Annotated in this window: 17 protein-coding genes; 12 read left to right on the top strand and 5 right to left on the bottom strand. The window is 70.5% G+C overall.

Going from position 1 to position 17,367, the window contains the following annotated elements:
* Positions 1–4 precede the first annotated feature (4 nt).
* Complete coding sequence (locus tag QH270_RS31475; protein WP_280348050.1) at positions 5–967, bottom strand: glutamate ABC transporter substrate-binding protein; 963 nt, start codon at positions 965–967, stop codon at positions 5–7.
* Entirely contained in the window at positions 964–2,445 is a 1,482-nt protein-coding gene (locus tag QH270_RS31470) for a hypothetical protein (protein ID WP_280348048.1), read from the bottom strand. Before QH270_RS31470 ends, QH270_RS31475 begins: the two co-directional genes overlap by 4 nt.
* Before the next feature lie 129 nt (positions 2,446–2,574).
* On the opposite strand from QH270_RS31470, the gene QH270_RS31465 reads away from it, so the two are divergent.
* Positions 2,575–3,204 (top strand): NUDIX hydrolase, encoded by a 630-nt coding sequence (locus QH270_RS31465; protein ID WP_280348046.1) that lies wholly within the window; start codon positions 2,575–2,577, stop codon positions 3,202–3,204.
* A 54-nt stretch (positions 3,205–3,258) separates the two neighbouring features.
* On the opposite strand, the gene thiE is transcribed toward QH270_RS31465, so the two are convergent.
* Positions 3,259–3,963, bottom strand: coding sequence for a thiamine phosphate synthase (gene thiE, locus QH270_RS31460; protein WP_280348044.1), 705 nt, complete (start codon positions 3,961–3,963; stop codon positions 3,259–3,261).
* 80 nt (positions 3,964–4,043) lie between these two features.
* On the opposite strand from thiE, the gene thiO reads away from it, so the two are divergent.
* From thiO to QH270_RS31430, 6 genes are all read left to right on the top strand, one after another.
* Positions 4,044–5,129, top strand: coding sequence for a glycine oxidase ThiO (gene thiO, locus QH270_RS31455; protein WP_280348161.1), 1,086 nt, complete (start codon positions 4,044–4,046; stop codon positions 5,127–5,129).
* Positions 5,126–5,344, top strand: a complete 219-nt coding sequence (thiS, locus tag QH270_RS31450) for a sulfur carrier protein ThiS (protein WP_110039018.1) — start codon at positions 5,126–5,128, stop codon at positions 5,342–5,344. Before thiO ends, thiS begins: the two co-directional genes overlap by 4 nt.
* Entirely contained in the window at positions 5,337–6,098 is a 762-nt protein-coding gene (locus QH270_RS31445) for a thiazole synthase (protein ID WP_280348043.1), read from the top strand. The genes thiS and QH270_RS31445 overlap by 8 nt, the downstream gene beginning before the upstream one ends.
* A gap of 94 nt (positions 6,099–6,192) precedes the next feature.
* On the top strand, positions 6,193–7,125 hold the full coding sequence (locus QH270_RS31440; RefSeq protein ID WP_280348042.1) for an ABC transporter ATP-binding protein: 933 nt from the start codon (positions 6,193–6,195) through the stop codon (positions 7,123–7,125).
* Positions 7,125–7,880 carry an ABC transporter permease gene (locus QH270_RS31435; protein WP_280348041.1) on the top strand — a complete coding sequence of 252 codons (756 nt, stop codon included), beginning with the start codon at positions 7,125–7,127 and terminating at the stop codon, positions 7,878–7,880. Before QH270_RS31440 ends, QH270_RS31435 begins: the two co-directional genes overlap by 1 nt.
* A gap of 257 nt (positions 7,881–8,137) precedes the next feature.
* Positions 8,138–8,983 carry an adenylate/guanylate cyclase domain-containing protein gene (locus QH270_RS31430; RefSeq protein ID WP_432420459.1) on the top strand — a complete coding sequence of 282 codons (846 nt, stop codon included), beginning with the start codon at positions 8,138–8,140 and terminating at the stop codon, positions 8,981–8,983.
* Between the two features lie 2 nt (positions 8,984–8,985).
* On the opposite strand, the gene QH270_RS31425 is transcribed toward QH270_RS31430, so the two are convergent.
* Together QH270_RS31425 and QH270_RS31420 are read right to left on the bottom strand one after the other, a co-directional pair.
* Positions 8,986–9,225 carry a hypothetical protein gene (locus QH270_RS31425; protein WP_280348039.1) on the bottom strand — a complete coding sequence of 80 codons (240 nt, stop codon included), beginning with the start codon at positions 9,223–9,225 and terminating at the stop codon, positions 8,986–8,988.
* A gap of 103 nt (positions 9,226–9,328) precedes the next feature.
* Positions 9,329–9,484 (bottom strand): hypothetical protein, encoded by a 156-nt coding sequence (locus QH270_RS31420; protein WP_280348037.1) that lies wholly within the window; start codon positions 9,482–9,484, stop codon positions 9,329–9,331.
* 84 nt (positions 9,485–9,568) lie between these two features.
* On the opposite strand from QH270_RS31420, the gene QH270_RS31415 reads away from it, so the two are divergent.
* From QH270_RS31415 to QH270_RS31395, 5 genes are read left to right on the top strand one after another with little or no spacing between them, the layout of a single operon-like run.
* On the top strand, positions 9,569–11,284 hold the full coding sequence (locus tag QH270_RS31415; RefSeq protein WP_280348035.1) for an acyclic terpene utilization AtuA family protein: 1,716 nt from the start codon (positions 9,569–9,571) through the stop codon (positions 11,282–11,284).
* Positions 11,281–12,432, top strand: coding sequence for an acyl-CoA dehydrogenase family protein (locus tag QH270_RS31410; protein WP_280348033.1), 1,152 nt, complete (start codon positions 11,281–11,283; stop codon positions 12,430–12,432). The genes QH270_RS31415 and QH270_RS31410 overlap by 4 nt, the downstream gene beginning before the upstream one ends.
* On the top strand, positions 12,429–14,027 hold the full coding sequence (locus QH270_RS31405; RefSeq protein WP_067978945.1) for an acyl-CoA carboxylase subunit beta: 1,599 nt from the start codon (positions 12,429–12,431) through the stop codon (positions 14,025–14,027). The genes QH270_RS31410 and QH270_RS31405 overlap by 4 nt, the downstream gene beginning before the upstream one ends.
* 11 nt (positions 14,028–14,038) lie before the next feature.
* Positions 14,039–16,111 (top strand): acetyl/propionyl/methylcrotonyl-CoA carboxylase subunit alpha, encoded by a 2,073-nt coding sequence (locus tag QH270_RS31400; RefSeq protein ID WP_280348031.1) that lies wholly within the window; start codon positions 14,039–14,041, stop codon positions 16,109–16,111.
* The gene (locus QH270_RS31395; RefSeq protein WP_280348030.1) at positions 16,108–17,268 is read left to right on the top strand and encodes an acyl-CoA dehydrogenase family protein; all 1,161 of its coding nucleotides are present in this window, start codon (positions 16,108–16,110) and stop codon (positions 17,266–17,268) included. Before QH270_RS31400 ends, QH270_RS31395 begins: the two co-directional genes overlap by 4 nt.
* Positions 17,269–17,367 lie beyond the last annotated feature (99 nt).

Genomic DNA, 17,367 nt, shown 5'->3' with positions numbered 1-17,367 from the left:
GGCGTCAGTCCCGGTAGGTGGGGGCGGGCGGGCTCGGCGTCTCACCGAGGGAGGCGAGCCAGCGGCGGTGGATGCGGGTCCAGGTGCCGTCGTTGCGGATGCGTTCGAGGGTGGCGTTGACGAAACGGACCAGGTCGTCGTCGCCCTTCGGGATGCCGATGCCGTACGGCTCGGCGCTGATGCTCGCGCCGACGACCTCGGTGTAAGGGTCCTGGGCGGCCAGACCGGCCAGGATGGCGTCGTCGGTGCTCACCGCGTCGACCTGGCGCTGCTGGAGCACCACCAGGCAGTCGGCCCAGGTGGGCACGGTCAGGATGGTGGCGGCGGGCTGATCGCGGCGGATGTGGTCGAGCGAGGTGGTGCCGCGCGCCACGCACACCCGCTTGCCCGCCAGGTCGGCCAGGCCGTTGATCCCGGAGTTCTTCACCGCGAGCACCCGCTGATCGGCGCGCAGGTACACGGTGGAGAACGCCACCCGTTCCTTGCGTTCGCAGGTGATCGTCATCGTCTTGGCGATCAGATCCACGGTGTGCTCCTGCAGTGCCCGCTCGCGCTCTTCCGAAGCGAGACTGCGGTATTCGATCAGGTCGGGGTTGCCGAGCAGGTCGCGGGCGATCTCGCGGGCGATGTCGGCGTCGAAGCCGACGATCCGGCCGGTGAGCGGATCGCGGAAGCTGAACAGGTTGCTCCCGGCGTCGAGACCGACGATGAGCCTGCCGCGCGCCCGGATGGCGTCGATGGTCGGGCCGCGCGAGGTGCTCGGCCGCAGGCTGGCCGTCGGGTCACCGCAGTCCACTTCGGTGTGCGCGGGCACCGGCGTGTCGGTGCCGATCGGAATCGCCTTGGCGGGCAACGGCGGTTCGGAGTACACGGTGTGTTCGGCGGGTGTCGGCGTGCTGTCGGAACAGCCGCCCGCCAGCGCGGCGACCGCGAGCACCAGCGCCGCCGTGGCGCGCCCCGCCCTCACCGGTACTCCCGCAGCCGTGGCCACAGACCGAGCGCCACGCAGATCGCGCCGATGATGCCGAGCACGAACGCGCCGGGCGCCAGGAAGGCCAGCACGTCGATGGCCTGGGACACCTTGCTGCGCAGCGTGTCTCGCGCCGAGGCCGCCGCCTTGTCGAGGGCCTTGTCGATCGCGTCGACTTGGGCGGCCGAGTCGGCGACGCTCGTCCCGGTGGCGACGGCGGTGGCGCCGGAGAAGTCACCGCGGGCGAGGGTGTCGTTCATGCGCTGGTGGGCGGCCTGCCAGCGGGTCAGCGCGGCGCGTGCGTCGGCGACCTCGGCGCGGGCGGGGGCGTCCTCGGGGTAGCCGGTGAGCAGCTCGGTGAGCCGGGTGGTGTTGGCGTCGAAGGTGCGGTCGTAGTCGCCGGTGGCGTCGCGGCGCACCAGCTTCACCATCTCCGCGGACCTGGCCTGCTGCACCAGGATTCGGCTCTCGGCCAGCCGGGCCGCGGGCACCGCGCCCTGATCGCGGCAGCGGATCATCGCGACGGCCGACACCGAGCCCGCCGCCACGGTCCACACCAGGGTCAGCGCCAGCGCGCCGGTCCCGATCAACAGGCCCATGTTGAACACCCGCCGCGACCGGCGCGCCAGCTCCACCTGGACCCAGAGCAACGCGGCCAGCGTCAGCATCAGCAGCACGATCGCGGGCCACGGCGGCAGCACATGCCGGTGCTGGGCGGCGGTGACCGCGGCGAGCCGATGGTTCTCCAGTTCCTCGGCCATCGGCAGCAGCGTGGTCTGCATCTGATGGGAGGCCTCGCTGAGATAGGCCGCCCCCACCGGGTAGCCGCTGCGGTTGTTGGCGCGCGCGGTCTCGATCAGGCCCGTGTAGACCGGCAACCCGGTGGCGATCCCGGTGCGGAGTTTGCGGTCGGCGCCCGACGGGTCGGCCGCTTCCTCCTCGGAGAGATGACCCGACTGGGTCACGAGCTCGGCGGCGGCCTCACCGATCGCCTGGGTGTAGCGGTCGCGCACGGCCACCGGTTCGAGGCCGCCGGCCAGGAATGCGGTGCCCGCCGCGGCGTCGGCGATCGAGAGCGAGGTGTAGAGGTGATTGGCTGAGTGCGCGTCGGGCTCGGTGTCGTCGAGGAGGACGCCGAGAGCTTGCTGACGGTCGCTGACGGTCGTCGAAGTCACCGCGCCCGCCGTCACGCACAGCACCATGAGCACCAGCCCGGCGGCGACCAGGCGCCCGGGGGAGGAGCGCACGAACCCGCGCAAACGGGCCGGATGCAGCTGGGCGCGCAGGGCACGCACATCCGGCGCCGGCGGTCGTTCGGTGACGATCGCGGGGCGGCGCAGCGGTGTGCGCCTGCCCGTCAGCGGCTTGTTCGCGGCACCATCCGCCGTGTTCGCACCGGCCGTGGCCTGCGCCGACGAGGCCGAACGGACGGCCGCCACCTCGGTCGAGGCAGTCCTGTTCCCCGAGTCGACCATCGTTCACCTCCCGGTGCTATCCGCGCACCCATCGTGGTGCGGAGTTTATTGTGGTCTTACTGGTGGCGCAGCCCCTCAGACACCCCCGAAGCGGTTGCTGCTCGGCTGCTACGGAGGAAAGAGTATTGGATGCGCGGTGACGGGGACGGCTGGTCCGACAGTCCGGGTGGTGTTCGGCACTGGGGGAGATTCGGTGCGGCGGGTCTGCTGCTGCGCGCACCGCTGCCCGGCGGCGGCTCGGCGGTGTTGCTGCAGCACCGGGCGCCGTGGAGTCATCAGGGCGGCACCTGGGCGATTCCCGGTGGCGCGCGCGATTCGCACGAGACCGCCGAGCACGCCGCGGTGCGGGAGGCCTGGGAGGAAGCGGGCATCACCGCCGACGCGCTGTGCGTGCGGGCCGAACGACTCACGATGACCGCCCCGAGCGGCTGGACCTACACCACCGTCGTCGCCGACGCCGAGAGCCCGCTGGCGACCGTCGCGAACAAGGAGAGCTCGGAGCTGGTCTGGGTGCCGGAGAACGAGGTCGGCGACCTGCCGCTGCACCCCGGCTTCGCCGCGGCCTGGCTGGAGCTGCGCGCGGTGCCGGTGCGGGTCCGTTTCGCCGCCGAGCCGACGGGGACGCTGCCACGCACGGTCGAACTTCCCGAGCGCGGCTTCTACTGGTTGCACACGGACGCCGGACCGGGCGACGAGGTGGTGATCGGGGGCGACCCGGCCGACGAGCTCGCCGCCGCCCTGGCTCGCGTGCTGATCTGACCCGGCCCGCGCGCCCTTGTCCGGCCGCGCGACCGATCGAACGGACCGGTTCCCCTATCCCGCCGACGCGGCGACCAGGGCCTGCTTGAGCTCCCGCGCCGCCGCCTCCGGATCGGCCGCCTCGGTGATCGCGCGCACCACGACCACGCGCCGCGCGCCCGCGCTCAGCACCTCGGGTAGCCGTTCGGCGTCGACACCGCCGATGGCGAACCAGGGCATCGTCGGATGCGACTCGGCCGTGGAACGCACCAGGTCGATTCCGGCGGCCTGGCGGCCCGGTTTCGTCGGCGTGGTCCAGACCGGGCCGGTGCAGAAGTAGTCGAGATGGCCCTCGATCGCGGCGAGCCCGGCCTGGGCGCGGTTGTGCGTCGAGCGGCCGATCACCACGTCGGGGCCGAGGATGCGGCGCGCGTAGGCGGGCGGGAGGTCGCCCTGGCCGAGATGCAGGACGTCGGCCCCGGCGGCCAGCGCGATGTCGGCGCGGTCGTTCACCGCGAGCAACGCGCCGTGCCTGCGGGTCGCGGCCTTGATCTCGGCGAGCGCGCCGAGCTCGGCCTTGGCCTCCAGCGGGCCGAACTCGGCCTCACCGGGCGACCCCTTGTCTCTGAGCTGCACGATGTCGACACCACCCGCGAGCGCGGCATCGACGAAGCGGGCCAGGTCACCCTTCTCCCGGCGCGCGTCGGTGCACAGATACAGCAGCGCGTCGGCCAGACGCTCCCTGGGCGGGACGGATCGGTTCGGATGGGAGGGCTGCACCCCCCAAACGGTAGTCGCGCTACCGTTGAGACGCGAACGCCGAGGCGCTCGGCAAGCGGAAAAAGACAGGTGGAACGGTGATGCGAACTCTGGCGGTCGTTGGCGGCGGCGCCGTCGGACTCGCCGTCGCTTGGCAGGCCGCCGCGGCGGGCTGGACCGTCACCGTCTTCGATCCCGCGCCCGGCTCCGGCGCGTCGCATGTGGCGGGTGGCATGCTCGCGCCGCTGTCGGAGGGCTGGCCGGGGGAGGACCGGGTGCTGGAGTTCGGCGCCGCCGCGCTCGCCGCCTGGCCCGCGTTCGGCGAGCGGCTGCGCGCGGTGAGCGGCGAATCGGTGTTCGCCGCCGACGAGACCCTGACCGTCGCCCTCGACGGCGCCGATGCCGCCGACCTGCGCACCGTCGCCGACTGGCTCGCCGGATTCGGCCACGACCTGCGCGTACTCGACCGCGCGGGGGTGCGCTCGCTGGAACCCGCGCTGGCCCGCACCGTCCGGGCCGGTCTGCTGGCCGACACCGAACCCGCCGTCGACAACCGCCGCGTGCTGCGTGCGCTGCGCGCAGGCTGCGCGGCCGCCGGTGTCGAGATGCGCGCGGAATCCGTCGCCACGCTGGATGAGCTGCCGCACGACCGGATCGTGCTCGCGGCGGGCGCGCGCTCGGCCGAGCTGTGGCCGGGGCTACCGGTGCGGCCGGTGAAGGGTGAGATTTTGCGGCTGCGACACCGTCCCGGGGTGCGTCCGGCGCCGAGCCGGGTGATCCGGGCCAGGGTGCACGGCAGGCAGGTGTACCTGGTGCCGCGCGCGGACGGAATCGTTCTCGGCGCGACGCAATACGAGGCGGGTTTCGACACCACCGTCACCGTCGGCGGGGTTCGGGACCTCATCGTCGACGCGGAGACGATCCTGCCCGGCATCGGCGAATACGAACTGGCCGAGGCGAGCGCCGGTTCGCGCCCCGGCACCCCCGACAACCTGCCGCTGCTCGGCCCGCTCGACGAGCGCGTCGTCGCCGCCACCGGACACGGCCGCAACGGCATGCTCACCCTCGCGCTCACCGCGACCCTCGTGCCCGCACTGCTCGCCGGCGAGTCGCCCGCCCTCGCGGAACTCGTCGCACCGCAACGTTTTCCGGCGTTGCGCCTGTCGTCCTCAGGAGGAGTTCGATGACCTCGACCAGTATTCCGATCGGTGTCACCGTCAACGGTGTCGATCACGAGTTCGCCGAGCCGCTCAGCGTCCGCGAGCTGCTGACCAGGCTGGAACTGCCGTGCCAGGGCGTGGCGCTGGCGGTCGACGGCGCGGTGTTCCCGAAGTCGCGCTGGGACGAGCAGGTCGAGCGCGGCTGGACCATCGAGGTGCTGACGGCGGTGCAGGGTGGCTGAGGTCGCGCCGCTGCGGATCGCGGACAAGGAGTTCGGCTCGCGCCTGATCATGGGCACCGGCGGCGCCGAGAACCTGGCCGTGCTCGAGGAAGCCCTGGTCGCCTCGGGGACCGAGCTCACCACCGTGGCCATGCGTCGCGTCGACGCGGCGGGCGGCACCGGCGTCCTCGATCTGCTCAAACGCCTCGACATCACCCTGCTGCCGAACACCGCGGGCTGTCGCAACGCGGCCGAGGCCGTGCTCACCGCCCAGCTGGCGCGCGAGGCGCTCGACACGAACTGGGTCAAGCTCGAGGTCGTCGCCGACGAGCGCACCCTGCTGCCCGACCCGTTCGAACTGCTCGACGCGGCCGAACAGCTGGTCGACGCCGGTTTCGTCGTGCTGCCCTACACCAACGACGACCCGGTGCTCGCCAAGCGCCTCGAGGACGCGGGCTGCGCCGCCGTGATGCCGCTCGGCGCGCCGATCGGCACCGGCCTCGGCATCGGCAACCCGCACAACATCGAGATGATCGTCGCCGCCGCGGGCGTGCCGGTGATCCTGGACGCCGGAATCGGCACGGCCAGCGACGCCGCCCTGGCGATGGAACTCGGCTGCTCGGCCGTCCTGCTCGCGACCGCCGTCACCAGGGCCCGCGAGCCCGAACTGATGGCCTCGGCCATGGCCGCCGCCGTCCGGGCCGGCCACCTCGCCCGCGCGGCGGGCCGCATCCCCAAACGCTTCTGGGCCCAGGCTTCCTCCCCAGCCAGGTAGGTCTCGGTTCAGGGTCGGGATCATCCTCGAGGATGACCCGACTCGCGACTTCACGGGGACGCGGGGGCGGCGGTTGTGCGGCAAGCTGGGGAACATGATCGAGCTGAAGGGCCTGACCAAGCAATTCGGCCAGACCGTCGCGGTGCAGGACCTCACGTTCACCGTCCGCCCAGGACAGGTGACGGGATTCCTCGGCCCGAACGGCGCCGGTAAATCGACGACCATGCGGATGATCCTCGGCCTCGACCGGCCGACCTCGGGCACCGCGCTGATCAACGGCAAGAGCTACCACGAGCTCGAGCGCCCGCTGACCCAGGTCGGCGCGCTGCTCGACGCGAAGTGGGTGCATCCGAACCGGTCGGCGCGCGCGCACCTGGAGTGGCTCGCCGCCACCAACGACCTGCCCAAGTCGCGGGTCGAGGAGGTGCTGCGGCTCGTCGGCCTGTCCGAGGTGGCCGGCAAGAACGCGGGCGGCTTCTCGCTCGGCATGTCCCAGCGGCTCGGCCTGGCCGGCGCGCTGCTCGGCGACCCGAAGGTGCTGCTGTTCGACGAGCCGGTCAACGGCCTCGACCCCGAGGGCATCCTGTGGATCCGCCGCTTCATGCAGCGGCTGGCCGCGGAGGGCCGCACCGTGCTGGTGTCGAGCCACCTGCTCTCGGAGATGGCGCAGACCGCCGAGCACCTGGTCGTGATCGGCCGCGGTCAGCTCATCGCCGACACCACCACCAAGGACTTCATCGACCGCGCCTCCGAGCAGTCGGTGCGCGTGCGCAGCCCCCAGCTCGACCAGCTGCGCAGCCTGCTCATCTCCCACGGCATGACCGTGCGCGAGGAGGGCGATGCCGCCCTCCTGGTCGCCGGCGTGACCAGCGACGAGGTCGGCAAGGTGGCGGGAACCAACAACGTGACCCTCTACGAGCTGGCGCCGCAGCAGGCCTCGCTGGAAGAGGCGTTCATGCGGATGACCGGCGGCGCGGTGGAGTACCACGGCGCGGGCCTCGACCAGGTGATGGGAGGTGCGCTCTGATGGGCGTGCTCGCTGCGGAACGGATCAAACTCACCTCGACCCGCTCGCCCTGGTGGTGCTCGGCGGTCGTGGTCCTGCTCAGCGTCGGCCTGGCCGCGCTGATGGCCCTGATCACCAATATCGATGCCGAGCCGGGGCAGGGGCCGCCGCCCCTCACCCCCGCGCTCGCCGCCTCCGGCGTCGCCGGCTTCGGCGTGATGGTGCTCATGATCATGGCCGCCCTCACGGTGACCAGCGAATACCGCTTCGGCGTTATCCGCTCCAGCTTCCTCGCGGTGCCCAACCGGTCGAAGGTGATCGTGTCCAAGGCCGGTCTGGTCGGCGTGTACGCCGCGGTGCTGACCGGAGTGCTGGCGCTGGTCGCCTTCGTGGTGGCCAAGCTGATCGTCGGCGACGAGGCCCCGATGCTGGTGCTCGACGGCAATTGGCGCGCGATCTACGGCATCCCGATCTACGCCTTCCTGTGTGTGCTGCTCGCCATCGGTGTGGGTGTGCTGGTGCGCCAGTCCGCCGCCGCGATCTCGCTGATCGTGCTGTGGCCGCTGCTGATCGAGGGTCTGCTCGGCGCGTTCGGTAGCTTCGGCCGGGCGGTGAACCCGTTCCTGCCGTTCGCCAACGCGAACCGCTTCCTCACCACCGAGGAGGTGTCGGGCAACTGGCACTGGGGCGTGTGGGGCAGCCTGATCTACTTCGCCGTCTTCGTGGCGATCGTGTTCGCCGGCGCGCTCGCGGTGGTCAACCGCCGCGACGCCTGACAGACCAGCCCGGGCTGCCCTCGCAAGTGCCCGGGCCACCAGGGCCGCGACCTTGTCGGGAGGTCGCGGAACCCGGCCTTCGGCTTCCGCTGCCCGGTCGCCGAAGGTACGACCGCCGATCCGCTGGACACAAACAGCGGATCGGCGGTTGTCGTTGGGTGAGATACCCTCGGTGCGTGAGTGAAACGCCTTCTGGCGGGATGGATCCGCGGCAGCGCGACAAGGCCGCGGAGGTGGTGATTCCCTTGGAGCCCACCGTGACCGAGCCCTCGGAGTCGACCTCCGAGGAGTCCGATGCGCGACCCGGTCGGCGGCGCGCGCAGATCTCGTCGAAGTTGCAGGCGGCCAACCGGCGCGCGGACCTGATCGGCGCGGTGCGCAAGGCCAGGCAGCAGCTGCCCGGCGACCCGTCGTTCGGCGATCCACTGTCGGTGACCGGCCCCGGCGGCGCCCGTGCCGTCGCGCGCGCCGCGGACAAGATCGTGGGTGGCACCCCGAGCGCCGCCAAGGAGATCGGTTTCGGCGCGCTGCAGGTGTGGCAGGCCGCGCTGGAGCGGATCGGGCGTGGGCGCGGCACCGAGGAGGTGACCGTCGTGTTCACCGATCTGGTGTCGTTCTCGAGCTGGTCGCTCGCCGCGGGCGACGAGCGCACCCTGGAGCTGCTGCGCAAGGTCGCCAGGGCGATCGAGCCGCCGATCGCCGAGCGCGGCGGTCAGGTGGTCAAGCGGATGGGCGACGGCCTGATGGCGGTCTTCTCCTCGCCCGATCGCGCGGTCCGCGCGGCCGTCGCCGCCCGCCGCAACCTCGCCACCGTCGAGGTCGACGGATACCGGCCCCGCATGCGCGTCGGCCTGCACACGGGGACCCCGCGCGAGATCGGCGGCGACTGGCTCGGCGTCGACGTCAATATCGCCGCCCGCATGATGGAAGCGGGCGGCAACGGCAACATGATGCTGTCCAGCACCACCCTCGCCGCGTTGCGCCCCGAAACCCTCGAGGAGCTCGGCGCCATCGTCAAGCCCTACAAACGCAATTTCTGGGCCGCCCCACTCACCGGCATCCCCGAGGACGTCCGCATCTTCAAACTCAGCGTGCCGAGCTGAGCTCAGTGCCGCTGCTGCCCGCGCTGGTAGGCGCGCCAGGCCTGCTGGGTCGGCGTCGGACGGGTGGTCAACGCGGTCCAGTCGGTCGAGCGGACGAAGTTGACCGCCAGCAGCACCGGCAGGATGAACGCCTGGAAGAAGATCAGGTAGCGGGCGAACTCGCCCTGCCCGTTGCCGATATCGGCCATGACGAGCATCGCGATGCCGCTGAACGCGAGCAGGCCGACGTACCAATCGAACATGGGTGTTTCCCCCGGAGCTGAGGCGGCCGCTGGGCCGGACGACAAGACTGCCGGAAGCTGATCGCGACGGTCTTGGCTCACCCTTGCGAAAGTCTTGGTGGCGCTATTGCAGCCAGAGGAGTGCGCCAACGGCGGCCATGACCGCGGCGACGAGCAGGCCGATCGACATCGATCGGTTGGTCTTCCAGGTGGTGAAGGCGCCGCCGATGAGGAACCCGGCGAGGGCGAACAGCAGGATGACGGCGGTGGAGGACGACATGTCCCCATCTTGCCTGGTGAATTGCTCGTAATTAACAAGCACGCATGCTTGCTTTTTTCCGGACCCGGTGTGATCCTGGGGTTCATGAGTGCACTCTCGGCGAACCCGGACCTGATCCGGATCGGCAACTGCTCCGGGTTCTACGGCGACCGGCTCAGCGCGATGCGCGAGATGCTGGAAGGCGGCGAGCTCGACGTCCTGACCGGCGACTATCTCGCCGAACTCACCATGCTCATCCTCGGCCGCGACCGGATGAAGGACCCGAGCCTCGGCTATGCCAAGACCTTCGTGAAGCAGATCGAGGACTGCCTCGGCCTCGCGCTCGAGAAGAACGTGCAGATCGTCACCAACGCGGGCGGCCTGAACCCGGCCGGCCTGGCCGAGCGGCTGCGCAAGGTCGCCGCCGACCTGGGGCTGGACGCCAAGATCGCGCACGTGGAGGGCGACGACCTGGTCGCGCGCGCCGGCGAGCTCGGCCTCGGCCAGCCGCTCACCGCCAACGCCTACCTGGGCGCGTGGGGCATCGTCGAGTGCCTGAACTCCGGGGCCGACATCGTCGTCACCGGCCGCGTCACCGATGCCTCGGTGATCGTCGGCCCGGCCGCGGCGCACTTCGGCTGGGGCCGCACGGACTACGACGCCCTGGCCGGCGCGGTGGTGGCCGGACACGTCATCGAGTGCAGCACCCAGGCCACCGGCGGCAACTTCGCCTTCTTCACCGAACTCGCCGACCTGGGCCGCCCCGGCTTCCCGATCGCCGAGATCCGCCGCGACGGGTCGAGCGTGATCACCAAGCACGACGGGACCGGCGGCGCGGTCACCGTCGACACCGTCGAAGCCCAGCTCATGTACGAGATCCAGAGCGCGCGCTACGCGGGCCCCGACGTCACCACCCGGCTCGACAGCATCACGCTCAGCCAGGAGGGCGCGGATCGGGTGCTGATCAGCGGGGTCACCGGCGAGGCGCCGCCGCCGCAGCTCAAAGTCTCGCTGAACACCCTCGGCGGGTTCCGCAACGAGATGTCGTTCATCCTCACCGGCCTCGACATCGAGGCCAAAGCCGCCCTGGCGCGACGACAGCTGGAGTCCTGGCTGCCGGACAAGCCCGCCGAACTCAGCTGGACTCTCGCCCGGCTCGACCGACCCGACGCCGAGACGGAGGAACAGGCCAGCGCCATCCTGCGCTGTGTGGTGCGCGACCCCGACCCGAACAAGGTCGGGCGCGCGTTCTCCAGTGTCGCCGTGGAATTGGCACTGGCCAGCTACCCCGGCGCGAGTTTCACCGCGCTGCCCGGCAACGGCTCGCCCTACGGCATCTTCACCCCTGGCTTCGTCGACGCGCACGAGGTGCCGCACACCGCCGTGCTGGCCGACGGCACCCGCGTCGCCATCGATCCCGCCGCCGAAACCGCTGTACTGGAACCGGTTTCCGAACCGGACCTGCCCGCCGAGCTGCCGCCGTCGGAGACCACCCGCGTCCCGCTCGGCACGATCGCGCTCGCCCGCAGCGGTGACAAGGGCGGCGACGCGAACATCGGCGTCTGGGTGCGCACCGACGCGCAGTGGCGCTGGCTGGTGCACACCCTCACGGTCGGGAAGCTGCGCGAACTGCTGCCCGAGACGGCCGAACTCACCGTCACCCGGCACGTGCTGCCGAACCTGCGCGCGGTCAACTTCATCATTTCCGGTCTGCTCGGCAAGGGCGTCGCCTACCAGGCACGTTTCGACCCGCAGGCCAAGGGGCTCGGCGAATGGCTGCGCTCCCGCCACATCGACATGCCGACGGAGCTGCTCGCATGACATCTGTTTGGGACACGCCGGAACGAAAAGAGCTGCGCGCCACCGTGCGCGGGTTCGTCGAGCGGGAGATCCTGCCCGATCTGGACACCTGGGAGCGCGAGGGCGCTCTGCCGCGCGAGCTGCACAAGAAGGCCGGTGAACTCGGCCTGCTCGGCATCGAGTACCCCGAATTCGCCGGTGGTGAGGGCGGTTCCGCGATCGACGGCGTGATCGTGGGGGAGGAGTTCCACTACGCCGGCGCCTCCGGCGGCACCTGGGCCTCGCTGTTCACCTGCGGTATCTCGTTGCCGCACATCATCGCTTCGGGCAACCAGGAGCAGATCGACCGCTGGGTGAAGCCGACCCTGTCCGGTGACCTGATCGGCTCACTGGCCATCACCGAGCCCGGCGGCGGCTCCGATGTCGGCCACCTCACCACCTCGGCGGTGCGCGACGGCGACGACTTCATCATCAACGGCGCCAAGACCTTCATCACCTCGGCCTGCCGCGCCGATTTCATCGTCACCGCCGTGCGGACGGGTGGGCCCGGCGCCGCCGGTGTCTCGCTGATCATCGTGCCCACCGACACGCCGGGTTTCGAGGTGACCCGCAAGCTGGAGAAGATGGGCTGGCTGGCCTCGGACACCGGGGAGCTGTCGTTCACCGATGTTCGGGTGCCCGCGACCAACCTGGTCGGCGCGGAGAACTCCGGATTCGCGCAGATCGCCAGCGCGTTCGTCAGCGAGCGGGTCGGCCTGGCCGTACAGGCGTACTCGATGGCCCAGCGCGCCCTCGACCTCACCCTCGAGTGGTGCCGCAACCGGGAGACCTTCGGGCGCCCGCTGATCAGCCGCCAGTCGGTGCAGATGACGCTTACCGAGATGGCTCGCCGCGTCGACATCGCCCGCGTGTACACCCGCTCGCTGGTCGAGCGCGTGGACAACGGCGAGCAGGGCCTGATCGCCGAGGTCTGCTTCGCGAAGAACACCGCCGTCGAGACCGTGGAGTGGGTCGCCAACCAGGCCGTCCAGTTGCACGGCGGCATGGGCTACATGCGCGAGTCCGAGGTGGAGCGCATCTACCGCGACATCCGCATCATCGGCATCGGCGGCGGCACCAACGAGATCCTGACCATGCTGGCGTCGAAAGTATTGGGGTACCAGTCGTGACGACCTTCCGTTCCACCCTCGACACCGCCTCGCCCGAGTACACCGCGGCCGCGGAGGCGATGGCGACCAAGCTCACCGAGGTCGAGGCCGAGTTCGCCAAGGCCATCGCCGGTGGCGGCCCCGAGAAGGTGGCCCGTCATCACAAGCGCGGCAAGCTCACCGCGCGTGAGCGCATCGAGTTGCTGCTCGACGAGGACTCGCCGTTCCTCGAACTGTGCCCGCTCGCGGCCTGGGGCAGCGACTTCCATGTCGGTGCGTCCACGATCGCCGGCATCGGCATCGTGGAGGGCGTCGAGTGCATGATCGTCGCGCCCGATCCGACCGTGCGCGGCGGCACGTCCAATCCGTGGACGCTGCGCAAGACCTTGCGCATCAACGACATCGTCCGGGAGAACCGCCTGCCGGTGATCTCGCTGGTGGAGTCCGGCGGCGCCGATCTGCCTACGCAGAAGGAAGTCTTCATCCCCGGCGGCGCGATGTTCCGCGACCTCACCCAGGCCTCGGCGGCCGGAATTCCCACCATCTCCCTGGTTTTCGGCAACTCCACCGCCGGTGGCGCCTACATCCCCGGCATGTCCGACTACGTGGTGATGGTCAAGGAGGGCGCGAAGGTCTTCCTGGCCGGCCCGCCGCTGGTGAAGATGGCCACCGGCGAGGACTCCGATGACGAGACCCTCGGCGGTGCCGAGATGCACGCCCGCACTTCGGGTCTGGCCGACTACATGGCCGCCGACGAGCAGGACGCCATCCGCATCGGCCGCGGCATCGTGCGCAGGCTGAACTGGAAGAAGCAGGGGCCCGAGCCGCGCGCCGAGGTGATCTCGCCGCTCTACGATCCCGAGGAACTGCTCGGCATCGTGCCCTCGGATCTGAAGATCCCGTTCGATCCGCGCGAAGTGATCGCCCGCGTCGTCGACGGCTCCGACTTCGACGAGTTCAAGCCGCTCTACGGCTCCAGCCTGGTCACCGGCTGGGCCGAGATCAACGGCTTCCCGATCGGCATCCTGGCCAACGCGCGCGGTGTGCTGTTCTCCGAGGAATCGCAGAAGGCCACCCAGTTCATCCAGCTGGCGAACAAGAAGAACACGCCACTGCTGTTCCTGCACAACACCACCGGCTACATGGTCGGCAAGGACTACGAGCACGGCGGCATCATCAAGCACGGCGCGATGATGATCAACGCGGTGGCCAACTCGAAGGTCCCGCACATCTCACTGCTGATCGGCGCCTCCTACGGCGCGGGCCACTACGGCATGTGCGGTCGCGCGTTCAACCCGCGCTTCCTGTTCGCGTGGCCGAGCGCGAAGTCGGCCGTGATGGGCGGCGCGCAGCTGGGCGGCGTGCTCACGATCGTGCAGCGCGGCGCGGCCGAGGCCAAGGGCCTGCCGTTCGACGAGGAGGCCGCCGCAGGCCTGGCCGCCATGGTCGAGGCGCAGATCGAGGCGGAGGCGATGCCGATGTTCTTGTCGGGCAGGCTTTTCGACGACGGCATCATCGACCCCCGTGACACCCGCACCGTGCTGGGGATGGCGCTGTCGGCCATCCACACGGCACCGATCCAGGGCGCCGAGGGCTTCGGCGTCTTCCGAATGTGAGGCGGCCCAACATGGCAATCACCAATGTTCTTGTCGCCAACCGGGGTGAGATCGCGCGCCGCGTGTTCGCCACCTGCCGCCGGATGGGTATCGGCACCACCGCGGTGTACTCGGACGCTGACGCGTCGGCCCCGCATGTGGCCGAGGCCGACGCCGCCGTCCGGCTGCCCGGCAACACCCCCGCCGAGACCTACCTCCGGGGTGAGCTGATCATCGAGGCGGCGCTGTCGGCCGGTGCCGACGCCATCCACCCCGGCTACGGATTCCTTTCCGAGAACGCCGAATTCGCGCGTTCGGTGCTCGACGCCGGCCTGGTGTGGATCGGACCGCCGGTCGCCGCCATCGAGCAGATGGGCTCGAAGGTCGAGTCGAAGAAGATGATGGACGCCGCCGGTGTCCCCGTCCTCGCCGAACTCGATCCGGCCGAGGTCACCGAGGCGCACCTGCCCGTGCTCATCAAGGCCTCCGCCGGTGGCGGCGGTCGCGGTATGCGCGTGGTGCGGGAACTGGGTGACCTGAACGACCAGATCGCCGCCGCCCAGCGCGAAGCCGAGTCGGCCTTCGGTGATCCGACGGTGTTCTGCGAGCGCTACCTCGAGACCGGTCGCCACATCGAAGTCCAGGTCATGTCCGACACTTTCGGCAAGACCTGGGCCGTCGGCGAGCGGGAGTGCTCGATCCAGCGTCGGCATCAGAAGGTCGTCGAGGAAGCCCCGTCGCCGCTGGTCGAGAAGATCGACGCGCTGCGAGCTCAGGGGCCGGAGGCGGTAGCGGAGCGTAGCCACGCAGGCTCCGCGAACAGCGCCGATGGGCAGAGCACGCGCGATCGGCTGTTCGAGGCGGCCCGGCTGGCCGCCGAGGCGATCGGCTACGAGGGCGCGGGCACCGTCGAGTTCCTGGCCGACGAGAAGGGTGACTTCTTCTTCCTGGAGATGAACACCCGCCTGCAGGTGGAACATCCGGTCACCGAGCAGACCACCGGACTGGACCTGGTTCGCCTGCAGCTGCAGGTGGCCTCCGGTCTGCCGCTGCCCGCGACCCAGCCTGCCCTGCGCGGCCACTCGATCGAGGTCAGGCTCTACGCCGAGGACCCGGCGCAGGACTGGCAGCCGCAGAGCGGTCCGGTGCACAAGATCGAGATTCCCTTCACCGCAGGCGAGTTCACCGTGCTCGACCAGCCGGGTGTGCGCCTGGACACCGGTGTCGTCGACGGCTCGGTCGTGGGCGTGCACTACGACCCGATGCTGGCCAAGGTCATCTCCTACGCCGAAACCCGTGCCGAGGCGGCGCATCTGCTCGCCACCGCGCTCCAGCGCGCCAAACTGCACGGCCTGGTCACCAACCGCGACCTGCTCGTGCGCGTGCTGCGGCACCCCGCGTTCCTCGCCGGTGACACCGACACCGCCTTCTTCGCCACCCACGACCTGGCCGCGCTGTCGGCGCCGCTGGTGTCGGAGGCCGACGAGGCGCTCTCGATCGTCGCCGCCGCCCTGGCCGATTCGGCCGCCAACCACGCCGCCAACCGCTTCGGCGGGCTGGCGCCCAGCGGCTGGCGCAACCTGGCGTCGGAGCCGCAGCGCAAGTCCTATGAGAGTCGCGTCAGCGGGACCCATGAGGTGCGCTACCGGTTCGACCGCTCCGGTGCCGTGACGGTCGAGGGCCACGACGGCCTGGAACTGATCTCCGCGACGCCTCATCGCGTCGTGCTCGCGGTGCCGGGTGAGCGTGGCCCGGTGCGCCGCCAGTTCGAGATCGCCCGCTACGACGACCTGGTCGCGGTCGACTCGCCGCTCGGCCCCGTGGCCGTGCGCAGGCTGCCGCGCTTCACCGACCCGTCCGAGCAGGTCGCGGCCGGTTCGCTGCTCGCGCCCATGCCCGGCAGCGTGATCCGGCTCGGCGCCGCCGAGGGCGATCACGTCGAACAGGGCCAGCCGATCCTGTGGCTGGAAGCCATGAAGATGGAGCACACCATCGTCGCGCCGGCCACCGGCGTTCTCAGTGCGTTGAACGTGACCGTCGGCCAGCAGGTCGAGGTCGGAACCGTCCTCGCCGTCGTCGAGGAAGAAGAGCAGGAGCAGGCATGAGCTTCCACGAAACCGAAGAGCAGAAGGCGCTGCGCGGGGCGGTCGCGTCCCTGGCGGCCAAGTACAACTACCGCGACTACGTGCTGCCGCTCTCGCGCAAGAACGAGCCGCTGAGCGAACTGTGGGACGAGGCGGGCAAGCTCGGCTTCCTCGGCGTGAACCTGCCCGAGGAGTACGGCGGCGGTGGCGCGGGCATGTACGAGCTGGCGCTGGTGCAGGAGGAACTCTCGGCGCAGGGCGCGGGCCTGCTGCTGATGGTCGTCTCCCCGGCCATCTGCGGCACCATCATCACCAAGTACGGCACCGACGCGCAGAAGCAGACCTGGCTGCCCAAGCTCGCCGACGGCTCGTCGAAGATGGTCTTCGCGATCACCGAACCCGACGCCGGTTCCAACTCGCACCAGATCACCACCACCGCCCGCCGCGACGGCTCGGACTGGATTCTCAACGGCCGCAAGATCTTCATCTCGGGCGTCGACCAGGCCGAGGCGATCCTGGTGGTCTCGCGCACCGAGGACCACAAGACCGGCAAGCTCAAGCCCGCGCTGTTCATCGTCCCGGTCGACGCGCCCGGCCTGGTCAAGAACGTCCAGGAGATGGACGTCATCGAGCCGGACCACCAGTACACCCTGTTCTTCGACGACGTGCGCCTGCCCGCCGACGCCCTCGTCGGCTCCGAGGACGCGGCCATCGCCCAGCTCTTCGCCGGCCTCAACCCCGAGCGCATCATGGGCTCGGCCATGGCCATCGGTCTCGGCCGCTACGCCATCGACCGCGCGGTGGAGTACGCCAAGGAACGCACCGTCTGGAAGACACCGATCGGTGCGCACCAGGGCATCTCGCATCCGCTGGCGCAGATCAAGATCGAACTGGAACTGGCCAAGCTGATGATGCAGAAGGCCGCCACCCTCTACGACGCCGGTGACGAGTTCGGCGCCGCCGAAGCCGCGAACATGGCCAAGTACGCGGCCGCCGAGGCCAGCATCAAGGCGCTGGACCAGGCGATCCAGACCCACGGCGGTTCGGGGCTGACCAAGGAGGTCGGTCTGTCGGCGATGCTGCAGGCGGCGCGCATCATGCGCATCGCCCCGGTGAGCCGGGAGATGATCCTGAACTTCGTGGCACAGCACTCGCTGGGCCTGCCGCGCTCGTATTAGTTGGAGCGCTGGCGCGCTCGAGTCGGCGGCCCCTCGTGTCCCGCCGGTCAGGCACCGCGGCTTGCTCCTTCGTCGCCTACGCCGCGGCACCTGACCGGC

Source organism: Nocardia neocaledoniensis (assembly GCF_029868625.1).
In the GTDB taxonomy this organism is placed as follows: Bacteria; Actinomycetota; Actinomycetes; order Mycobacteriales; family Mycobacteriaceae; genus Nocardia; species Nocardia neocaledoniensis_A.
The sequence above is the reverse complement of the archived record's forward strand: the minus strand, read 5'-3'. Positions and strand labels throughout refer to the sequence as shown.

Coding starts and splice junctions, on each gene's coding strand:
- QH270_RS31470 (WP_280348048.1), bottom strand. CDS start 2,445: ATGGTCGACTCGGGGAACAGGACTGCCTCGACCGAGGTGGCGGCCGTC.
- QH270_RS31465 (WP_280348046.1), top strand. CDS start 2,575: ATGCGCGGTGACGGGGACGGCTGGTCCGACAGTCCGGGTGGTGTTCGG.
- thiO (WP_280348161.1), top strand. CDS start 4,044: ATGCGAACTCTGGCGGTCGTTGGCGGCGGCGCCGTCGGACTCGCCGTC.
- thiS (WP_110039018.1), top strand. CDS start 5,126: ATGACCTCGACCAGTATTCCGATCGGTGTCACCGTCAACGGTGTCGAT.
- QH270_RS31440 (WP_280348042.1), top strand. CDS start 6,193: ATGATCGAGCTGAAGGGCCTGACCAAGCAATTCGGCCAGACCGTCGCG.
- QH270_RS31435 (WP_280348041.1), top strand. CDS start 7,125: ATGGGCGTGCTCGCTGCGGAACGGATCAAACTCACCTCGACCCGCTCG.
- QH270_RS31425 (WP_280348039.1), bottom strand. CDS start 9,225: ATGTTCGATTGGTACGTCGGCCTGCTCGCGTTCAGCGGCATCGCGATG.
- QH270_RS31420 (WP_280348037.1), bottom strand. CDS start 9,484: ATGTCGTCCTCCACCGCCGTCATCCTGCTGTTCGCCCTCGCCGGGTTC.
- QH270_RS31415 (WP_280348035.1), top strand. CDS start 9,569: ATGAGTGCACTCTCGGCGAACCCGGACCTGATCCGGATCGGCAACTGC.
- QH270_RS31410 (WP_280348033.1), top strand. CDS start 11,281: ATGACATCTGTTTGGGACACGCCGGAACGAAAAGAGCTGCGCGCCACC.
- QH270_RS31400 (WP_280348031.1), top strand. CDS start 14,039: ATGGCAATCACCAATGTTCTTGTCGCCAACCGGGGTGAGATCGCGCGC.
- QH270_RS31395 (WP_280348030.1), top strand. CDS start 16,108: ATGAGCTTCCACGAAACCGAAGAGCAGAAGGCGCTGCGCGGGGCGGTC.